This window comes from Brevundimonas sp. GCM10030266 (assembly GCF_042666595.1).
Classification (GTDB): domain Bacteria; phylum Pseudomonadota; class Alphaproteobacteria; order Caulobacterales; family Caulobacteraceae; genus Brevundimonas.
On record NZ_JBHTCY010000002.1, the window covers coordinates 290,380 to 306,877 of the forward strand.

The window sequence follows — 16,498 nt, forward strand, 5'->3', positions numbered from 1 at the left end:
TTGAGCCCCGCCCTCATCCTCTACCGGCTCCTGACCAGGGCGCTGGAGCCGCTGGCTCCGCGCCTGCTGGACGCCCGCGCCAAGAAGGGCAAGGAAGACCCAATCCGCGTCGACGAGCGCCTCGGGATCACCCGCACGCCCCGCCCGGATGGCGAGATCGTCTGGCTGCACGGCGTCAGCGTCGGCGAGACCCTGTCCCTGCTGCCCGTGGTCGAGCGGCTGCGCGCCACGCGCCCCGACCTGAACATCCTCGTCACCTCCGGCACGCTGACGTCCGCCAATCTGCTGGCCCGGCGCCTGCCCCAGGGCGTGATCCATCAGTTCGCCCCGGTCGATACGCCCGGCGCCGTGGACGCCTTCCTGACGAAGTGGAAGCCCGTCGTCGGCGTCTTCGTCGAGAGCGAGCTCTGGCCGAACCTGATCCTGGAGTCGCATCGCCGGGGCGTGAAACTGGTGCTGGCCAGCGCCCGCATCACCGAAAAGACCGTCGCCGGCTGGCGCCGCTTCCCCGGCGCGGCGCGCAAGATCCTGTCGGCCTTTGACGTGGTCCTGCCGCAGGACGGCGTGTCCGCCGACCGGCTGGAAAGCCTCGGCGCCCGCATCGACGGCCATGTGAACCTCAAGCTGGCGGGCGACGCCCCGCCCCATGACGGCGCGGCCTTCACCAAACTCAGCGCCGCCATCGGCGACCGGCCCGTGGTCGTGGCCGCCAGCACCCACGACGGCGAGGAGATCGCCATCGTCCGCGCGCTGGACAAGCTGACCGACCGGCTGTGCCTGATCCTGATCCCGCGTCACCCGGAACGCAGCGCCGCCATCGCCACCGCCCTGACCCGCGACGGCTACCGCTTCGCCCTGCGGTCTCAGGGCCGCCAGCCGGACGGCGACACCGACCTCTATGTGGCCGACACCCTCGGCGAGATGGGCCTGTTCCTGCGCCTCGCCGATGTCGTCGTCATGGGCGGCAGCTTCTCCGCCGCTCTGGAGAAGCCCCCGGTCGGCGGCCACAACCCGCTGGAGCCCGCGCGACTGGGCAAGCCCGCCGTCACCGGCCCTGACATGACCAACTGGGCCGCCGTCACCGAGGCGCTGGTCGAGGCTGGCGGGCTGCGGATCGTCGCCGCCCCGTGGGACCTGCCCGGCGTGCTCGTGCCTCTGCTGGCTGACGACAAGGCCGCCAAGGCCATGGGCGATCGCGGCCGCCGCGCCGCCGCCGAGGCCGGTTCGGGTCTGGAGCGGCTGATCGACAGCCTCCAGCCCCTTCTGCCTCCGCCGCCCGCCCGGACGCGCCGATGAGCCTCAGCACGCCCAAATGGTGGTATCTGCGCGACCGCAAGTCGGCGGCCATGACGCGGATGCTGCTCAAGCCCGTGTCGTGGATCTGGGCGGCCGTGACCGCCAGCCGCATCGCCCGCGCGACACCCGTCGATCCGGGCGTGCCGGTCATTTCCATCGGCAATCTGACCGTCGGCGGCTCGGGCAAGACGCCCATCGCCCGCGAGGTTTTGCGCCTGCTGCGCCAGTCCGGCGTCGACGCCCAGGCCCTGTCGCGCGGCTATGGCGGCAAGCTGGAAGGCCCCGTCCGCGTCGACCTCGAAACCCACACCGCCGTCGATGTCGGCGACGAGCCCCTGATGCTGGCGCTGGACAGTCCGGCGTGGATTTCCCGCGACCGCGTCGCCGGGGCGAAGGCTGCGGCGGCTGATGGCGCGCAAGCGCTGGTGCTGGACGACGGCCATCAGAACCCGGCGCTGAAGAAGACCCTCAGCCTGATCGTCGTGGACGGCGAGACCCGCGATGACGAATGGCCCTTCGGCGACGGTTCGGTCTTCCCCTCCGGCCCGATGCGCGAACCCCTGAAGGCCGGTCTGGCCCGCGCCGACGCCGTGGTCATCCTGATGCCCTCGGACCTCGCCGAGCCGGACGAGGAGTTGCTGGAGACCTTCGGCGCCCTGCCCGTCTTCATCGCCCGGCTGGAGCCCGCCGGCCCGCCGCCGTCCGGCCCGCTGGTCGGCTTCGCGGGCATCGCCAAGCCGTGGAAGGTCGAGCGCTCGCTCAAGGCCGCCGGCGGCGAACTGGCCGACTTCGCCCCCTTCCCCGACCACGCCGCCTTCAAGGAGGAAGACCTGCGCTTCCTCGCCGAGCGCGCGGAGATCTTCGGCGCCACGCTCGTCACCACCGAAAAGGACTGGTCCCGCCTGCCGCCCGACTGGCGCGCGAAGGTAGTCAGCTGGCCCGTGAAGGCGACGTTCGAGGATGAAGCGGGATTCGCGCGTCTGCTCGAACACCGCTAGGACAACCCCGTTTCCGGAGGCTCGCCCATGCTGACCGCGCTCGCCCTCTCCCTCGCTCTCATGACCGGTTCCGGGGAACCGGAGGACTTCCGCATTCCTGTTCTGGAAGGCGCGACACCGTTCACGCCCTGCAACTCGCCTAGAGATAATGTTCAGGTCTTCTGTTTCGAGGCGAACGAACCGGACGCCCGCGAGGTGGCGGATCGCTATCTGGCCTGGCTCCGGGCGCAGGGGCTGGAGATCGTCCCCTATCCCGAGGCTGACGCCGGCTTCCTGAACCGCGCGTTGGCGGACCGGATCATGAACGACGAGGCGGCCCAGATCGAGTATCTCGCCTCCGGTCGCGGGGATCCGTTCGTTGGCTCCATCAACGCCGTCCGCCTTATCGATCCGGAGACCTCCAGGCTCACCGTCATCCTGGCGTTCGAGGTCACCTCGATGCGGCAGGCCTTGCTCGACATTCGCGCGCCGGCGCCCACCGGGGAACAGGCCGACGCCCCGCCCCCGGCCGCCCCGCGCGCACCGGGCCGGCCCAGCCCCGCATCCGGGGAATAGAGGCCCCTACTGCGCGTCGCGGTAAACCACCCCGCCCTTCATCACGAAGTCGACGTCCAGCAATTCGGCCACGTCCGTCAGCGGATCGCCGTCCACCGCGATCAGGTCGGCCGGCATGCCGACCGCGATCTTTCCGGCCTGATCGGAGATGCGCAGGTGCGCCGCCGCATTGACCGTCGCGGTCTGGATCGCCTCTAGCGGGGTCAGCCCCGCCCGCACCAGCAGGACGAACTCGCCCGCATTGTCGCCATGGGCCGAGACGCCGCTGTCGGTGCCGAAGGCGATGCGAACCCCGCCCTCATGCGCCCGGCGCGCCATGTCCAGCATCAGCGGCCCGGCCTGCAGGGCCTTGGTCGTCTGGGCGGGCGTGAAGAAGTTGTCGGGGCCCGAGGCGATGCGGGCCACGAAATCTCCCGCCATCAGGGTCGGCACCAGATAAACCCCGTCGCGCCGCATCAGCCGGATCGACTCGGCGTCCAGATAGGTGCCGTGCTCGATCGAGTCGCCGCCGGCCCGCAGGAAGCTGTTGATCCCGTCGCCGCCGTGGGCGTGGGCGGTGACCTGCCGGCCCATCCGGTGGGCGGCGTCGATGATGGCGGCCAGTTCCTCGTCCGAGAACTGCTGGCCCAGCCCCGCCGCCGTGTTCGACAGCACCCCGCCGGTGGCCGTGATCTTGATGATGTCCGCGCCCGCCCGCACCTGCAGCCGCACCGCGCGCATGCAGTCCTCCGGGCCCGAGCAGATGCTCTCGCCGGTGAACATATGCATGATGTCGTCGCGATAGCCGTTCACGTCGCCATGGCCGCCGTGGATCGAGACCGCCTCGCCCGAGGCGATGATGCGCGGGCCGGGCACGTCGCCGCGCCGCACCGCGTCGCGCAGGGCGAAGATCGACTCGTTCGTCGCGCCCAGATCGGCCACCGTGGTGAAGCCCGCCTCCAGCGTCCGCAGCGCGAAGCGCGCGCCGACGAAGGCTTGGTCCGCATTGGATTGCGTCACCCCTTCCAGCCGGGAGTTGGGGTTCTGTTCGCCGGTCAGGTGGACATGGCTGTCGATCAGTCCGGGCAGCACGAAGGCGCCCCTCAGATCGACGATCCGGCCCTCGCCGACGAAGCCGTCGCGGATTTCGACGACCTGGTTCCCTCTGATCACGAGAGTTTTATCGCGCTGCACAACGCCGGTCGCCGGGTCGGCCAGAAGTCGCCCCACTTGGACGAACGTCGTTCCCGCCTCGGGCGAAACGGACGGGCTCGCGGGCGTTTGCGCCGCGACGCTTGTCGCCATGCACGCGGCCAAAGCCGCCATCATTGCTGTGAGGCTTTTCACGAAAATCTCCCTCTGTCCCCGCTTCACTGTACCTGTCCACGGCCCGGAGCCAAGGCTCAGGTTGCCAGCGTCCGCCCGTTTTGAAACAACCCGTCACTTCCTGTGAAACGTGCGAGGGGCGTCGCATGCGGCTTGCAAGACGTGGATTCATTCTGGGCGGCGCGGCGCTTCTGTCGGGTTGCGCCTCCGCGGCGGCCACCCGCCCGACCGCCCTGGCCCCGGTGACCACCGCGCAAGCCACCCCGGTTCCGACGCCTCAGATCGTGGTCGCCGCCGCCGAGCCCGAGGCCATCACCGCCCGGCTGAACTCGACCCGTCTGCTCGACCCGCGCGGTCAGGTTCGTCCCGAACTCATGGAACGCGCCCTCGCCGCCATGGACATCCACGGCCACAAGATCACCCAGCGCGATCGCATGTATCTGGTCGACTTCACCAAATTCTCGGGTGACGAGCGCCTGTACGAGGTCGATCTGGCGGGCGGCGAGATCACCCTGATGCGCACCTGCCACGGGCGCGGGTCGGATCCGGATCACTCCGGCTATGCCAGGACCTTCTCCAACACCCCGGACAGCTACAAGTCCTCGGTCGGCGCCTTCGCCACCGCCGGCGCCAGCTGGGGTTCGCAGCAGGGCCCGAACGTCCTGCTGGACGGGCTGGAGTACACCAACAACAACGCCCGCGAGCGCGCCATCATCATCCACGGCGCCGACTACGCCGATCCGGCCTTCCTGGCCCGCGAGGGCAAGCTGGGGCGCAGCTACGGCTGCTTCTCGGTCGCCCACACCGACCTGCCGCGCCTGCGCGAGCGCATGGGCGAAGGCCGCCTTCTCTTCGCCTGGGCCTGAATCAGAAAGGCCGGGCCGGACATCGTCCGACCCGGCCCTGATTTCCCTTCAGCCTGAGCCCAGGCCTCAGAACTCCTCCCAGCCGTCCTCGGCCGGATGCGACTTCAGCGCCGCGCCGCCCTGGCCGACCGTCCGCATCTGGGGCACGGACGCATGTCGCGCGGCGGGACGGGGCGTCGGAGCCGCGGCCGCCTGCGGCGCATCGCCGATGCGGAAGCGGGACACCGAACCGGCCAGCACCTCGGCCTCCTGCGACAGCGAGTGGCTGGCGGCGGTCGATTCCTCGACCATGGCGGCGTTCTGCTGGGTCACCTGATCCATCTGGTTCACGGCGGTGTTCACCTGCTGCAGCCCCGTCGCCTGCTCCTGCGCCGAGGCGGCGATCTCGGACACCAGCCCGTCGATCTCGGCCACGCGGCTGACGATCCGCTGCAGGGCCTCGCCGGTCTGACCGACCAGATTGACGCCCGCGTTCACCTGCTGGGTCGAGGCCGAGATCAGCGTCTTGATCTCCTTGGCGGCGTCGGCCGAGCGCTGGGCCAGGGCCCGCACTTCCGAGGCGACCACCGCGAAGCCGCGACCGGAGTCCCCGGCCCGCGCCGCCTCAACGCCCGCGTTCAGGGCCAGCAGGTTGGTCTGGAAGGCGATCTCGTCGATGACGCCGACGATCTGGCTGATCTCCTGCGACGACTTCTCGATCGCGCTCATGGCGCCGACGGCGTCGCGCACGATGTCCCCGCTGGTTTCGGCGTCGCCCTTGGCGGCCTGCACGGTCTGCGAGGCCTGGCGCGCCCCGGCGGCGGTGCGGTTCACGGTGGCGGTGATTTCGTCCAGCGCGGCGGCGGTCTCTTCCAGCGAGGCGGCCTGCTGCTCGGTCCGGCGCGACAGGTCGTCAGCGGCGTGGCTGATCTCGCCCGAGCCCGAACGGATGGCCGAGACATTGGTCACCACCACCGACATCGCCGTCTTCAACTGGGCGATGGCCGCATTGAAGTCGTTCTGCAGCTTGGCGTAGTGCGGCGGGAAGGGCTGGGTCAGGCTGTAGGTCAGGTCCCCGCGCATCAGGTGGTCCAGCCCTTCGCCCAGCGCCGCCACCACCACCGCCTGCTCCTGGGCGGCGGCTTCGGTCATCTGCTGGTTGCGGGCGCGCTCGGTCTCCGTGGCGCTGCGGCTGGAGACCGCCTCGGCCTCCAGACGTTCAGCGGTGATCGCGGCGTCGCGGAAGGTTTCCAGCGCGGCGGCCATCTGACCGACCTCGTCGCCGCGTTGCAGGCCGGGAATGGCCGACGTCTTGTCGCCCGCCGCCAGCGAGCGCATGCGGCTCGACAGGGCCACCACCGGCCGCGACACCGACCGTCCGATCAGAACGCCGCCCACGGCCATGGCCAGCACCACGACCAGCGCCATCAGGCCCAGCGCCAGCGCCGTCTTGCCCACCAGGGCGGCGATCTCATCGGTGTAGACGCCCGACCCGATCACCCAGCCCCAGGGCGCGAACCCCTTCACGAACGAGATTTTCGGCGACGCCTGTTCCTCGTTCGGCTTGTTCCACTGATAGGAGACGAAGCCCTCGCCGTCGGCGCGGACCACCTCGACCATCTTCTGGAACATCTTCACGCCGTCGGCGTCGGTGTTCTCGGTGATGTCGGTGCCGTCCAGCTTCGGATTGGTCGGGTGCATCACCATGTTGGGATGCATGTCATTGATCCAGAAATAGTCCGTCCCGGCGTAGCGCAGATCCTTAAGCGTCGCCTTCGCGGCCTCCTTGGCGTGGGTTTCGGTCATCAGACCGGCCACCTGCTGCGCGTGGAAATGGGCCACCACGCTATGCGCGACCTCGACCGTCTTCTGCGTGCGATCGGCGATCTGCGTCCGCAGGGCGGAGTTCAGCTCCATCAGGGCCAGGCCCAGCACGATCAATAGCCCCGCGACCGCCAGCAGGGTCAGAAGGCTGATGCGTTTTCCGATCGTCAGGGTCTTCATGGGTGATCCGTGTGAGGAGCGAACCCCTCCACATCCCATCGTTCCCTGAAAACCTGACTAATCAGCGATTAGGCATAACCCCGTATAGTTACGCTCGAGAAGCACTCTCGTGATGCGGGAGGCTGGCTCTCATTCCGTCTGTTGAGCGGAGTGGCGGATCGTGAGGATGTGAACTTCCTCGCCGGCGATCTCGTAACGGATGACGTACGGTCGAACCGTCACAAGCTCTCGCACACCCTCTCGGACAAAGCGTCCGCGATCAGGGTGCTCGGTCAGATCGCCCGCGGCTTCAATCAGCCGCCCGGCCAGCTTCTGTGCCGCAGACACATTGAAGGCTCGCACATAGTCGCGAATTGCGAGGAGCTCTGATCGAGCGCCCGGTGACCAGATTACTCGCCGCATTCAGGCGGCGGCGAGGGCGTTTCATCGCCCCAAGTCCGGAGCCAGCGGACCATCGCGTCATTGCTAATGAAACGTCCGGCCGCGATATCCGCCAAGGCCTGCTGTTCACGCGCATCCGGCACCGACGCGTCCTCGGCGTCAAAGGCTACCGGCTCTTCAGCGAAGTGTTTGTCGGCCTCATCCATGCCGACAGGTTAACACACCGGACCGACGGCTGCACCCGCCCTCAACCTGTACGAGTAGCCCGAAGTCCGCGGCTACCCGCGATCCAGCGCCCGCCAGGCGATGTCGGTGCGGTAGAAGCCGCCCGGCCAGTCGATCTTGCGGATCGCGGCATAGGCGCGCTCGCGGGCCTCGGCGATGTCCGCGCCCCGGGCGCAGACGTTCAGCACCCGGCCGCCGGCGGCGACCAGCTGCCCGTCATCGCGACGCTTGGTGCCGGCGTGGAAGACCTGCACATTCGGCCCGAAATCCTGCTCGGCGCCGCGGATGATCGAGCCCTCGACCGGGCTGTCGGGATAGCCCTGCGCCGCCATGACCACGCAGATCACCGTCTCGGACAGGAACTCCGGCAGGGTCGCCCGGCTCAGGTCGCCGCGCGCGCAGGCCAGCAGCATCGGCACGATATCGCCGCCCAGCCGCATCATCAGCACCTGGCACTCCGGATCGCCGAAGCGGGCGTTGAACTCGACCACCTTCGGGCCGTCCTCGGTCGCCATCAGACCGGCGTACAGCACGCCGCGATAGGGCATGCCCTCGGCGGCCATCCCCTCGATCACCGGCTTGACCACCTTGTGCTCTGCCGCCTTGACCAGCTCCGGGGTAAAGACCGGCGCCGGCGAATAGCTACCCATGCCGCCGGTGTTCGGGCCCAGATCACCGTCATAGGCGCGCTTGTGGTCCTGGGCGCCGCCCAGCAGGACGTAGTTGCGCCCGTCGGACAGGGCGAACAGCGAGCCTTCCTCGCCGTCCATGAACTCCTCGATGACCACCCGGGCGCCGGCCTGGCCGAAGCGGCCGCCCAGCATCCATTCAATCTCGTTCTCGGCCTCGCGCTTGGTGGGCGAGATGGCCACGCCCTTGCCGGCGGCCAGACCGTCGGCCTTGATGACGTACGGCGGCTTGAACACCGTCAGAGCCTGCCGCGCCTCGTGCAGTCGCTCATAGACCCCGAAACCGGCCGTCGGAATCTCGTGCCGCTCCATGAAGGCCTTGGAGAAGGCCTTGGAGGTTTCCAGCTGCGCCGCCTTGGCCGTCGGGCCGAAGCAGGGAATCCCCGCGGCGGCCAGCCGGTCGGCCAGCCCCTGCTCCAGCGCGCTCTCGGGACCGACCACCACCAGATCAGCCTTGATCTCGCGCGCCAGCGCCGCCAGTTGCTCGGCGTCGGTGGCCTTCACGGCGACCAGTTCGCCCAGCTTCTCCATGCCCGGATTGCCCGGCGCGATGACGAGACGCTTCACAAGCGACGACTGCGCGATCTTCCACGCCAGGGCGTGCTCGCGCCCACCCGATCCAACCAGCAGGATATTCATGCCATGCGAACTACCGCACCTGCGAAGGCGGTCAAGTCGTCAGCAGGGTTAAACGGTGTCAACGCGCCGGCGTGGGCGTCCATTCCGGCATCGCCGCCAGCTGCTGCGCCCCCAGATCCGTCGTCACATCCATGAACTTTCCGTCGTCATGGGCGATGCCGCGCACCTGATCGATCGGCAGGGCCACCTTTCGGTCGCCCGGCCCCTCCAGCTCGACGACGACATGGGTCAGCGCGCCGTTCGGATCGAGCACCAGGGTGTCGATATCACCCAGGTCCGTATAGTTGGCCGACACCAGATCGGCGTCCTCCAGTTCCTGACGGGTCATGCCGAAGGCGAGCGCGGCGGTCGCCTGCGCGGTCTCGGCCTGGGCTTCGGTCACCGGCGCAGGCGCGGCGCCCGGCGCGGGCGCCTGCACCACGTCATCGGTCGTGTCGGAACAGGCGGCGACGGCCAGAAGGCTGACGGCGGCGGCGCTCAGAAGGGCGGTGCGGATCATGGGAAGCTCCTCGATCAGATCAGGGCGAACACGGCGTAGGCGACCACCGCCAGCATCACGATGCCGCCGATCACCAGCCACAGGCTGGTTTCGGGCGAACCGGTCCGGCGGCGCAGTCCGCGCTCGCGGGGATCCTGATCGGCGGGGTCGGTGTCGGGCGGGTCAGCGGCCATGGTCTGAAAACGACCCACACCTGAACGCCGTTCCCCATCACATCCGGCCAAGCTTCACCCTGTCGCTGTCCAACAATGGGGCCTAAACCGCCCGACCATGTTCGATTCCCCCCGTACCGATCGTCGTCTCGCCCTTCTCGCCGGAGCCGCCCTGTGCGCCTTCGCCGCCCCCGCTCAGGCCCAGACCGCGCCGCAGGCCGCCGCCCTGGATGAGGTCGTCGTCACCGGCTCGCGCCTGTCGGGCGCCCACCGGCTGGCCCCCGTCGAGGTCATCGACCGCACTGATCTCGAGGCTGCCGCCGTCACCGACCCGGCGCGCATGCTGCAGCTCTTCACCGCCAACTCGGGCTCCGAGGCGCAGGTCGATCAGCTGAACCAGCCCCAGAGCTCGGGCACGGCCCAGTTCAACCTGCGCAACCTCGGCCTCGGCTCAACCCTCGTGCTCGTCGACGGCCTGCGCTGGACCTCCAGCGCCGCGGTCGCCACCGACGGCTCGGCCTATGTCGACATCAACAGCCTCGTGCCCCTGATCGCGCTGGAGCGGGTGGAGGCCTTCAAGGACGGCGCCTCGGCGGTCTACGGCTCGGACGCCGTGGCCGGGGTGGTCAACTTCGTCACCCGCTCGGGCGTGGATCGCCCCGAGATGCGCGCCCGCTACGGGATCATGGACGGCGCCGAGGACAGCCTGATCGAGGCCATCGGCGGGACCACCGTTCTGGGCGGCGACCTGACGCTGGCCGGATCCTACGCCCACCGTTCCGCCCTCGGCTCGGACGAACGCGACTTCACCCAGGCGGAGACCTACGGCCGTGCGGGCTGGACCGCCGTGACCAGTTACGGTCAGCCCGGCTCCTACTTCCGCCCGAGCACCAACGGCTACGCCCCGGACCCGGACTGCGCCAACCCGGCCTTCACCAGCGCCTTCCGCAACAGCCCGACCGACGCCTTCTGCCGTCTCGACTATTCGGACTTCTTCGACCTCGCGCCGGAAGAGACCCGCACCCAGCTGTTCGCCGACTGGCGTCGTCCCGTCGGTTCCGTCGAGCTCCGGCTGCAGGCCGCATGGTCGGGAACCGAGACCATCGCCCGGCAGAGCCCGTCCCTGCCCATCCTCGCCCGCGCCCTGACCGTGCCGGCCAACCACCCGGACAATCCGTTCGGCGAAGCGGTCCTCTTCCGCGGCCGCGCCCTCGGCGCCGAGGCCGGCGCCTCCGAGGCCGTCTTCAACTATGAGACCTGGCGCCTGTCGGGCGGCGTCTCCGGCCAGTTCGCCAACGGCTGGGACTGGGACGTTTCGGCGACCTCCAGCCGTCAGCACATCGCCTATGACAAGCCGGACAGCATCGGCACGGCCCTGCAGAACGCTCTCAACGGTCTGGGCGGCGCGGGCTGCAATCCGGCGACCGGAACGCCCGGCGTCGGCCCCTGCCAGTGGTTCAACCCCTTCGGCAGCGCCTTCCTCGGCACCGGCACGGCCAACAGCCCCGAGCTGATCGCCAGCCTGACCGGCTCCACCGGCCTGCGCGGCGCCGCCACCCTGACCACCGTCGATCTCCAGACCGATGGCCGCGCCTTCGCATGGGACGGCGGCCGCCTCGACCTGGCCTTCGGCGCCCAGTACCGCCGCAGCAGCCTGCGCCATGACTGGAGCGATCTGGTCAATGCAGGCGACCTGCTCACCGCCGGCTATTCGCCCGACTTCGACGGCGATCAGGAGGTGTTCGCCGCCTTCGCCGAGGCCCGCCTGCACCTCGGCGACCGCATCGAGGCCCAGCTGGCCCTGCGCGAGGAGGTCTATGACGGCGGCGCCGACGCCCTCAGCCCGCGGGTCGCGGTCCGCTGGGACGCCACCGATACGCTGACCCTGCGCGCGTCATGGGGCCAGGGCTTCCGCGCCCCGTCCGTCTTCACCCTGTCGGGCGCACAGGCGTCGCAGCCCTCGGTCTTCGACCGGGGCGCCTTCGTCTTCGTCAACACCCTGACCACCGGCGATCCCGACCTGAAGCCCGAAAAGTCCGAGGCCCTGACCCTCGGCGCGATCTGGACGCCCCTGCCCGGCCTGCGCCTCGGCCTCGACGCCTGGCGGATCGACTACACCGACCTGATCGTGAAGGAGTCGGCCCAGACCCTCATCGACCGCGCCGCCGCCGACGATCTGGCCGGCCTGACCGGCACCGACGCCCAGCAGCGCGTCACCCGCGCGGGCAACGGCGCCCTGACCTTCGTCGACCTGCGCTTCGTCAACGCCTCGTCCATCGAGACGCAGGGGCTGGACCTGTCCGCCCGCTACGACCGCGACCTGTTCGGCGGCGTCCTCTCCGCCGCCGCGACCTGGACGTACGTCGACAAGTACGACATCCGCCTGACGCCCGGCGCCGCCGCGACCTCGGGCCTCGGCTCGACCAACCAGAACACCATCGCCCGCTCCCTGCCGCAGGATCGCGGCGAGATCGCGCTGGGCTGGAGCGGTCCGACCGACACCGTCACCCTTCTGGCCCACTACACCAGCGGCTACCGCAATGACCGCAGCGGCATCACCGACGCAACCATCGACAGCTGGACCACCGTGGACCTGCAATATGTCCGCGCCGTCACCCCGTCGCTGGACCTGTCGGTCGGCGTGGTGAACCTCGGGGATTCCGATCCGCCGCTGGCCCAGTTCGCCCTCGGCTATGATCCGGTCGTCGCCGATCCGCGCGGCCGCATCATCACCGTCGGCCTGACCAAGCGGTTCTGAGTTCCCCCGTCCCCCTCCTCCCGCTAGGGTCCGGCCATGAGCGATGACTACGTCTTCGAGGGCCCGGCGGACGAACCGCCCGCGCCGCGCGACAACAATCCGCCGCTGTCGATCTCCGAGCTGTCCTTCGCCCTGAAGCGCACGCTCGAGGATCGCTTCGGCCATGTCCGCCTGCGCGGCGAGATCTCGAAGGTGAATCACCACGCCTCGGGCCACGTCTATCTGACCCTCAAGGACGACAAGTCGGCCATCGACGGTGTGGTCTGGAAGGGCGTGGTGCGCGGTCTCGGCGTTCGCCCCGAGTCGGGGCTCGAGGTCATCGTCACCGGCAAGATCACCTCCTACCCGGCCCGCTCCTCCTATCAGATCGTCATCGAGAGCATGGAGGCCGCCGGCGCCGGCGCCCTTCTGGCCCAGCTGGAGCGGCTGAAGACGAAGCTGGCGGGCGAGGGCCTGTTCGAGGGGTCGCGCAAGAAGCCCATCCCGACCTTCCCGACCACCATCGGCGTGATCACCAGCCCGACTGGCGCGGTCATCCGCGACATCCTGCACCGCATCGCCGAGCGCTGGCCCTGCCGGGTCATCGTCTGGCCGGTCGTGGTGCAGGGCGACGCCGCCGCCGGGCAGGTCGCCAACGCCATCCGCGGCTTCGACGCCCTGACCGCCGACAGCCCCGTCCCCCGCCCCGACCTGCTGATCGTCGCGCGCGGCGGCGGCTCGGTCGAGGATCTGTGGTGCTTCAATGACGAGACTCTGGCCCGCACCGTCGCGGCCGCCTCCATCCCGATCATCTCGGCGGTCGGGCACGAGACCGACACCACCCTGATCGATTTCGTCTCGGACCGCCGCGCCCCCACCCCCACCGGCGCCGCCGAGATCGCCACCCCGGTCCTGGCCGACCTGCAGTACGCCGTCGCCGATTTCGAGCGCCGGCTGGTCCGCGCCGGGGGCCGTCTGCTCGAGGACCGCCGCACCCGCCTGCGCGCCGCCGCCCGCGGCCTGCCCGCCCGGCCCGAGGACCTGCTGGCCCTGCCCCAGCAGCGCCTCGACCTCGCCGGCAGCAAGCTGGGCTCGGCCCTGCACCGCAATGTCGCCGTCCACGAGCGCCAGTACGCCGCCGTCTCGGCCCGGCTGTCCGACGGCCTGCTGAACCGTGCCATCGAGCGTCGTCACGACCGGATGGTCGCCGTGTCCGAACGCTTCGAGCCCGCCATCCGCCGTCGTCTGGACCGCGACCAGACCCGCCTCGCCGCCCTGTCCCGCGCCCTGACCAGCCTCGACCCGAAACGGCCCAAGCCCGGCTTCGCCCGCGTCGAGGACGAGCATGGCGCCATGATCGCCTCCGCCTCGGGCCTGCACGACGGGCAGGCGGTCAGGCTGGTCTTCGCCGACGGCGCGAAGGGCGCGCGCATCGACGGCGGAGCGGGAGGCGAGCCGATCCCCGCCCCAAAGCCGCGCCCCGCCCCGAAACCCAGGCCGGCCCCGCCGGGACAGGGTGATCTGTTCTAGGCGCGCGCCTCTCCCTCGGGGAGACGGAATTCCGCCTTGGCGCCTGACCACCGCCCACGTTAGGCTTGGCGCATGGACCAGACCGCCAATCCGCAGGCCACCCTCCACTACGGCGACGGCGAGTTCGCCGTGCTCAAGCCGGGCCGGTTCGTGACCTGCGCCGTCTCGGGCAAGACCATTCCGCTGGAGACCCTGCGCTACTGGTCGGCCAGCCTGCAGGAGCCCTATGCCGGGCCCGCCGAGGCCTTCCAGCGTCTGGGCCAGCAGCCCTGATGCTCGACCGACGCGGCCTTCTGGCCGGAAGCGCCGCCCTGCTCGCCGCCGGACAGGCCCGGTCGCAGACCACCGACCTCGAGCTCACCGGCCGCTTCGTCCAGGGCGGTCACGCCATCGGCCGCACCTGGCCCCGCGCCCTGATCTTCGTCGACGGCGAGGCCCTGTCCGCCGCCTCGGCCGACGGCTGGTTCATCGTCGGCTTCGACCGTGAGGCGCCCGGCAGCGTCCAGATCGAGGCCCGGCTGCAGGGCCGCGCCGCCTCGCGCACCCTCGACATCGCGCCCGGACGCTTCCCGTCCACCCGCGTCAACGGCCTGCCGCCCTCGACGGTCGCCCCCACCGATCCCGCCCTTCTGGCCCGGATCCAGGAAGAGGTGGCGATCAAGACCGAGGCCTTCGCCAGCCGCATCGACGCCGACGGTTTCCGGGACGGCTTCGTCTGGCCGCTGGAGACGTATCGCGTCACCAGCCGCTGGGGCTCGCAGCGGGTGCTGAACGGCACGCCCGCCCGCCCCCACTACGGCATTGATCTGGCGGCGCCGCAGGGCTCGGCCATCCGCGCCCCCGCCCCCGGTCGCGTCACCCTCGCCCGCTCCGGCATGCATTTCGAGGGCGGTCTGGTCCTGATCGACCACGGCCAGGGGCTGATCACCGCCTATCTGCACCAGTCCCGCATCGAGGTCCGTCAGGGACAGGATGTCATGCGCGGCGACCTGATCGGCCGGGTCGGCATGACCGGCCGCGCCACCGGCCCGCACCTGTGCTGGCGCGGCAAATGGCGGGACCGCAACATCGATCCCTCCCTGCTGGTCAAATCCTGAGCAAGCTTGGCCGTTTACGCTAAAGTTGAAACGCCGTTCGCCGATGGACGCGAACCGAATCCATCCCTAGACCTGAGTAGTCCGACGGCTTCACCGTCACCGTTCAAGCCGCGTCCGCATGTCCTCCCTCGCCTCTCTTCAGGTTCTTCTGGTTGACGACAACCAGCATATGAGGGCGATCACCTCCGCCGTTCTGCAGTCCGCCGGCATCCGCAAGGTGCGCGAGGCGACCGACGGCGCGGCGGCGCTGGAAATCCTGCGCGAGCATCCGGTCGATCTGGTCATCGTGGACTTCAACATGTTCCCGCTGGACGGCGTCGAGTTCACCCGTCTGGTCCGCAACAGCCCGGACAGCGCCAATCCCTATTTGCCGATCATCATGATGACCGGACATTCGGAAAAGAGCCGTGTCTACGAGGCGCGCGACGCCGGCGTCACCGAGTTCGTGGTCAAGCCGATCACGGCCAAGGCCATCCTCGACCGCATCCAGGCCGTGATCTTCAAGCCGCGTCCCTATGTGAAGACCGACGGCTATTTCGGCCCCGACCGCCGCCGGGTCCAGTCCGGCGCCTACAACGGCCCCTGGCGGCGGGCGCAGGACAATTCGCGCGACATCTGACCCGATCGGGGCCCGCCGTCACTCTTCCGGCGGCAGGGCGTCATAGACCGACTGGGGCCAGCGCTTGTGCACCCAGAACCAGTCCGCCGGAACCTCTCGCACCCGATCCTCGACAAAGGTGGTGATGGCCTGAACGCCGCGCGCGATGTCCGCCTGCCGGTCGCCGGTCGCGGTCACCTCGATCGGCTCATGCGCCGTCACCCGGAACCGCACGCCCGGCAGCCGCACCACCGAGATCGGCTGCAGCACCGTCCCGAACCGCAGCGCCAGCCGCGACGGCCCCGGCGCCGCGTTAACCGGCTGGCCGAAGAAGGTCACTTCCGGACCTTCCGAGAATTTCTGGTCGTTCAGCAGGGCGACGGACTCGCCGCGCTCCAGCCCGTGCAGAAGCTCCCGCGCGCCATCTCCCCCCTTGGGCGCGAACAGCTTCACGCCGTAGCGGGCGCGGGTGTCGCGGATCTGGGCGTCCACATAGGGATTGTTCGCGGCGCGGTAGGTGATCTGGCACGGCACCCCGGACGACAGGATCATGCTCGCCATCGTCTCGAAATTGGCCAGATGGCCGGAGACGAAGACCACCGGCCGTCCGCCGTCGCGAATGGCGTGCATCCGCTCCAGGCCGACCACCTCCAGCCGCCCGCTTTCGACCGTGATCCGGTCCAGCAGCGGGGTCTCGGCGAAGGTCCGGCCGACCCGCTCCCACGCCTCCAGCGCCAGCGCCTTGCGCTCGGCCACGGACAGTTCGGGAAAGGCGATGCGCAGATTGCGCGTCACCGTCCTGTGGGTGCTGGTCAGCGGCCCCAGCGTCTTCAGCAGCCAGCCGCCGAGGTTCGACGCTCGGTCCACACCCAGCAGGCGCATCAGGCCCACGAAGCCGGCGAAGGCCACCGCCTCCAGCCGCCAGGACAGATCCTGGCCCAGGCTCAC

17 protein-coding genes are annotated in these 16,498 nt (G+C 69.8%); 9 read left to right on the forward strand and 8 right to left on the reverse strand.

Annotated elements, in window-relative coordinates; genetic code table 11:
- From ACFQQC_RS07915 to ACFQQC_RS07925, 3 genes are read left to right on the forward strand one after another with little or no spacing between them, the layout of a single operon-like run.
- Complete coding sequence (locus ACFQQC_RS07915) at positions 1–1,296, forward strand: 3-deoxy-D-manno-octulosonic acid transferase (RefSeq protein ID WP_376861402.1); 1,296 nt, start codon at positions 1–3, stop codon at positions 1,294–1,296.
- The gene (lpxK, locus tag ACFQQC_RS07920; RefSeq protein ID WP_376861404.1) at positions 1,293–2,294 is read left to right on the forward strand and encodes a tetraacyldisaccharide 4'-kinase; all 1,002 of its coding nucleotides are present in this window, start codon (positions 1,293–1,295) and stop codon (positions 2,292–2,294) included. Before ACFQQC_RS07915 ends, lpxK begins: the two co-directional genes overlap by 4 nt.
- A 27-nt stretch (positions 2,295–2,321) precedes the next feature.
- Positions 2,322–2,849 carry a hypothetical protein gene (locus ACFQQC_RS07925; protein WP_376861405.1) on the forward strand — a complete coding sequence of 176 codons (528 nt, stop codon included), beginning with the start codon at positions 2,322–2,324 and terminating at the stop codon, positions 2,847–2,849.
- Between the two features lie 6 nt (positions 2,850–2,855).
- On the opposite strand, the gene ACFQQC_RS07930 is transcribed toward ACFQQC_RS07925, so the two are convergent.
- Positions 2,856–4,157 carry an amidohydrolase family protein gene (locus ACFQQC_RS07930; RefSeq protein WP_376862089.1) on the reverse strand — a complete coding sequence of 434 codons (1,302 nt, stop codon included), beginning with the start codon at positions 4,155–4,157 and terminating at the stop codon, positions 2,856–2,858.
- A 143-nt stretch (positions 4,158–4,300) separates the two neighbouring features.
- Between ACFQQC_RS07930 and ACFQQC_RS07935 the strand changes: the two genes are divergently transcribed.
- Entirely contained in the window at positions 4,301–5,020 is a 720-nt protein-coding gene (locus ACFQQC_RS07935; protein ID WP_376861407.1) for a murein L,D-transpeptidase catalytic domain-containing protein, read from the forward strand.
- Between the two features lie 66 nt (positions 5,021–5,086).
- On the opposite strand, the gene ACFQQC_RS07940 is transcribed toward ACFQQC_RS07935, so the two are convergent.
- The 6 genes from ACFQQC_RS07940 to ACFQQC_RS07965 all read right to left on the reverse strand — a co-directional run bounded on the left by ACFQQC_RS07940 (position 5,087) and on the right by ACFQQC_RS07965 (position 9,609).
- A complete protein-coding gene (locus ACFQQC_RS07940) occupies positions 5,087–7,003 on the reverse strand; it encodes a methyl-accepting chemotaxis protein (RefSeq protein ID WP_376861409.1) in 1,917 nt (638 codons plus the stop codon).
- Positions 7,004–7,132: 129 nt separating this feature from the next.
- The gene (locus tag ACFQQC_RS07945) at positions 7,133–7,405 is read right to left on the reverse strand and encodes a type II toxin-antitoxin system RelE/ParE family toxin (RefSeq protein ID WP_376861411.1); all 273 of its coding nucleotides are present in this window, start codon (positions 7,403–7,405) and stop codon (positions 7,133–7,135) included.
- Entirely contained in the window at positions 7,393–7,590 is a 198-nt protein-coding gene (locus ACFQQC_RS07950; protein ID WP_376861413.1) for a CopG family transcriptional regulator, read from the reverse strand. Before ACFQQC_RS07950 ends, ACFQQC_RS07945 begins: the two co-directional genes overlap by 13 nt.
- Before the next feature lie 72 nt (positions 7,591–7,662).
- Positions 7,663–8,937, reverse strand: coding sequence for a phosphoribosylamine--glycine ligase (gene purD, locus ACFQQC_RS07955; RefSeq protein WP_376861415.1), 1,275 nt, complete (start codon positions 8,935–8,937; stop codon positions 7,663–7,665).
- A 58-nt stretch (positions 8,938–8,995) separates the two neighbouring features.
- Entirely contained in the window at positions 8,996–9,436 is a 441-nt protein-coding gene (locus ACFQQC_RS07960) for a hypothetical protein (protein ID WP_376861417.1), read from the reverse strand.
- Between the two features lie 14 nt (positions 9,437–9,450).
- Positions 9,451–9,609, reverse strand: coding sequence for a hypothetical protein (locus ACFQQC_RS07965; protein ID WP_376861419.1), 159 nt, complete (start codon positions 9,607–9,609; stop codon positions 9,451–9,453).
- A gap of 97 nt (positions 9,610–9,706) precedes the next feature.
- On the opposite strand from ACFQQC_RS07965, the gene ACFQQC_RS07970 reads away from it, so the two are divergent.
- The 5 genes from ACFQQC_RS07970 to ACFQQC_RS07990 all read left to right on the forward strand — a co-directional run bounded on the left by ACFQQC_RS07970 (position 9,707) and on the right by ACFQQC_RS07990 (position 15,571).
- Positions 9,707–12,346 carry a TonB-dependent receptor plug domain-containing protein gene (locus ACFQQC_RS07970; protein ID WP_376861421.1) on the forward strand — a complete coding sequence of 880 codons (2,640 nt, stop codon included), beginning with the start codon at positions 9,707–9,709 and terminating at the stop codon, positions 12,344–12,346.
- Between the two features lie 36 nt (positions 12,347–12,382).
- Positions 12,383–13,855: an exodeoxyribonuclease VII large subunit gene (xseA, locus tag ACFQQC_RS07975; protein WP_376861422.1), complete on the forward strand. Its 1,473-nt coding sequence runs from the start codon at positions 12,383–12,385 to the stop codon at positions 13,853–13,855.
- Between the two features lie 72 nt (positions 13,856–13,927).
- Positions 13,928–14,128 (forward strand): DUF2093 domain-containing protein, encoded by a 201-nt coding sequence (locus ACFQQC_RS07980; RefSeq protein ID WP_376861424.1) that lies wholly within the window; start codon positions 13,928–13,930, stop codon positions 14,126–14,128.
- Complete coding sequence (locus tag ACFQQC_RS07985) at positions 14,128–14,952, forward strand: M23 family metallopeptidase (protein WP_376861426.1); 825 nt, start codon at positions 14,128–14,130, stop codon at positions 14,950–14,952. The genes ACFQQC_RS07980 and ACFQQC_RS07985 overlap by 1 nt, the downstream gene beginning before the upstream one ends.
- A 118-nt stretch (positions 14,953–15,070) precedes the next feature.
- Positions 15,071–15,571, forward strand: coding sequence for a response regulator (locus tag ACFQQC_RS07990; RefSeq protein ID WP_376861428.1), 501 nt, complete (start codon positions 15,071–15,073; stop codon positions 15,569–15,571).
- A gap of 18 nt (positions 15,572–15,589) precedes the next feature.
- Here the strand turns inward: ACFQQC_RS07990 and ACFQQC_RS07995 are convergent, their stop codons facing one another.
- Positions 15,590–16,492: a lysophospholipid acyltransferase family protein gene (locus ACFQQC_RS07995; protein WP_376862092.1), complete on the reverse strand. Its 903-nt coding sequence runs from the start codon at positions 16,490–16,492 to the stop codon at positions 15,590–15,592.
- Between the last annotated feature and the right edge of the window lie 6 nt (positions 16,493–16,498).

Excerpts from the sequence above, each read along its gene's own strand:
- ACFQQC_RS07970 (WP_376861421.1), top strand. The coding sequence starts at position 9,707 with ATGTTCGATTCCCCCCGTACCGATCGTCGTCTCGCCCTTCTCGCCGGA.
- ACFQQC_RS07925 (WP_376861405.1), top strand. The coding sequence starts at position 2,322 with ATGCTGACCGCGCTCGCCCTCTCCCTCGCTCTCATGACCGGTTCCGGG.
- ACFQQC_RS07935 (WP_376861407.1), top strand. The coding sequence starts at position 4,301 with ATGCGGCTTGCAAGACGTGGATTCATTCTGGGCGGCGCGGCGCTTCTG.
- ACFQQC_RS07960 (WP_376861417.1), bottom strand. The coding sequence starts at position 9,436 with ATGATCCGCACCGCCCTTCTGAGCGCCGCCGCCGTCAGCCTTCTGGCC.
- ACFQQC_RS07980 (WP_376861424.1), top strand. The coding sequence starts at position 13,928 with ATGGACCAGACCGCCAATCCGCAGGCCACCCTCCACTACGGCGACGGC.
- ACFQQC_RS07990 (WP_376861428.1), top strand. The coding sequence starts at position 15,071 with ATGTCCTCCCTCGCCTCTCTTCAGGTTCTTCTGGTTGACGACAACCAG.
- ACFQQC_RS07985 (WP_376861426.1), top strand. The coding sequence starts at position 14,128 with ATGCTCGACCGACGCGGCCTTCTGGCCGGAAGCGCCGCCCTGCTCGCC.
- purD (WP_376861415.1), bottom strand. The coding sequence starts at position 8,937 with ATGAATATCCTGCTGGTTGGATCGGGTGGGCGCGAGCACGCCCTGGCG.
- ACFQQC_RS07930 (WP_376862089.1), bottom strand. The coding sequence starts at position 4,157 with ATGATGGCGGCTTTGGCCGCGTGCATGGCGACAAGCGTCGCGGCGCAA.
- ACFQQC_RS07965 (WP_376861419.1), bottom strand. The coding sequence starts at position 9,609 with ATGGCCGCTGACCCGCCCGACACCGACCCCGCCGATCAGGATCCCCGC.
- xseA (WP_376861422.1), top strand. The coding sequence starts at position 12,383 with ATGAGCGATGACTACGTCTTCGAGGGCCCGGCGGACGAACCGCCCGCG.
- ACFQQC_RS07950 (WP_376861413.1), bottom strand. The coding sequence starts at position 7,590 with ATGGATGAGGCCGACAAACACTTCGCTGAAGAGCCGGTAGCCTTTGAC.
- lpxK (WP_376861404.1), top strand. The coding sequence starts at position 1,293 with ATGAGCCTCAGCACGCCCAAATGGTGGTATCTGCGCGACCGCAAGTCG.
- ACFQQC_RS07945 (WP_376861411.1), bottom strand. The coding sequence starts at position 7,405 with ATGCGGCGAGTAATCTGGTCACCGGGCGCTCGATCAGAGCTCCTCGCA.
- ACFQQC_RS07940 (WP_376861409.1), bottom strand. The coding sequence starts at position 7,003 with ATGAAGACCCTGACGATCGGAAAACGCATCAGCCTTCTGACCCTGCTG.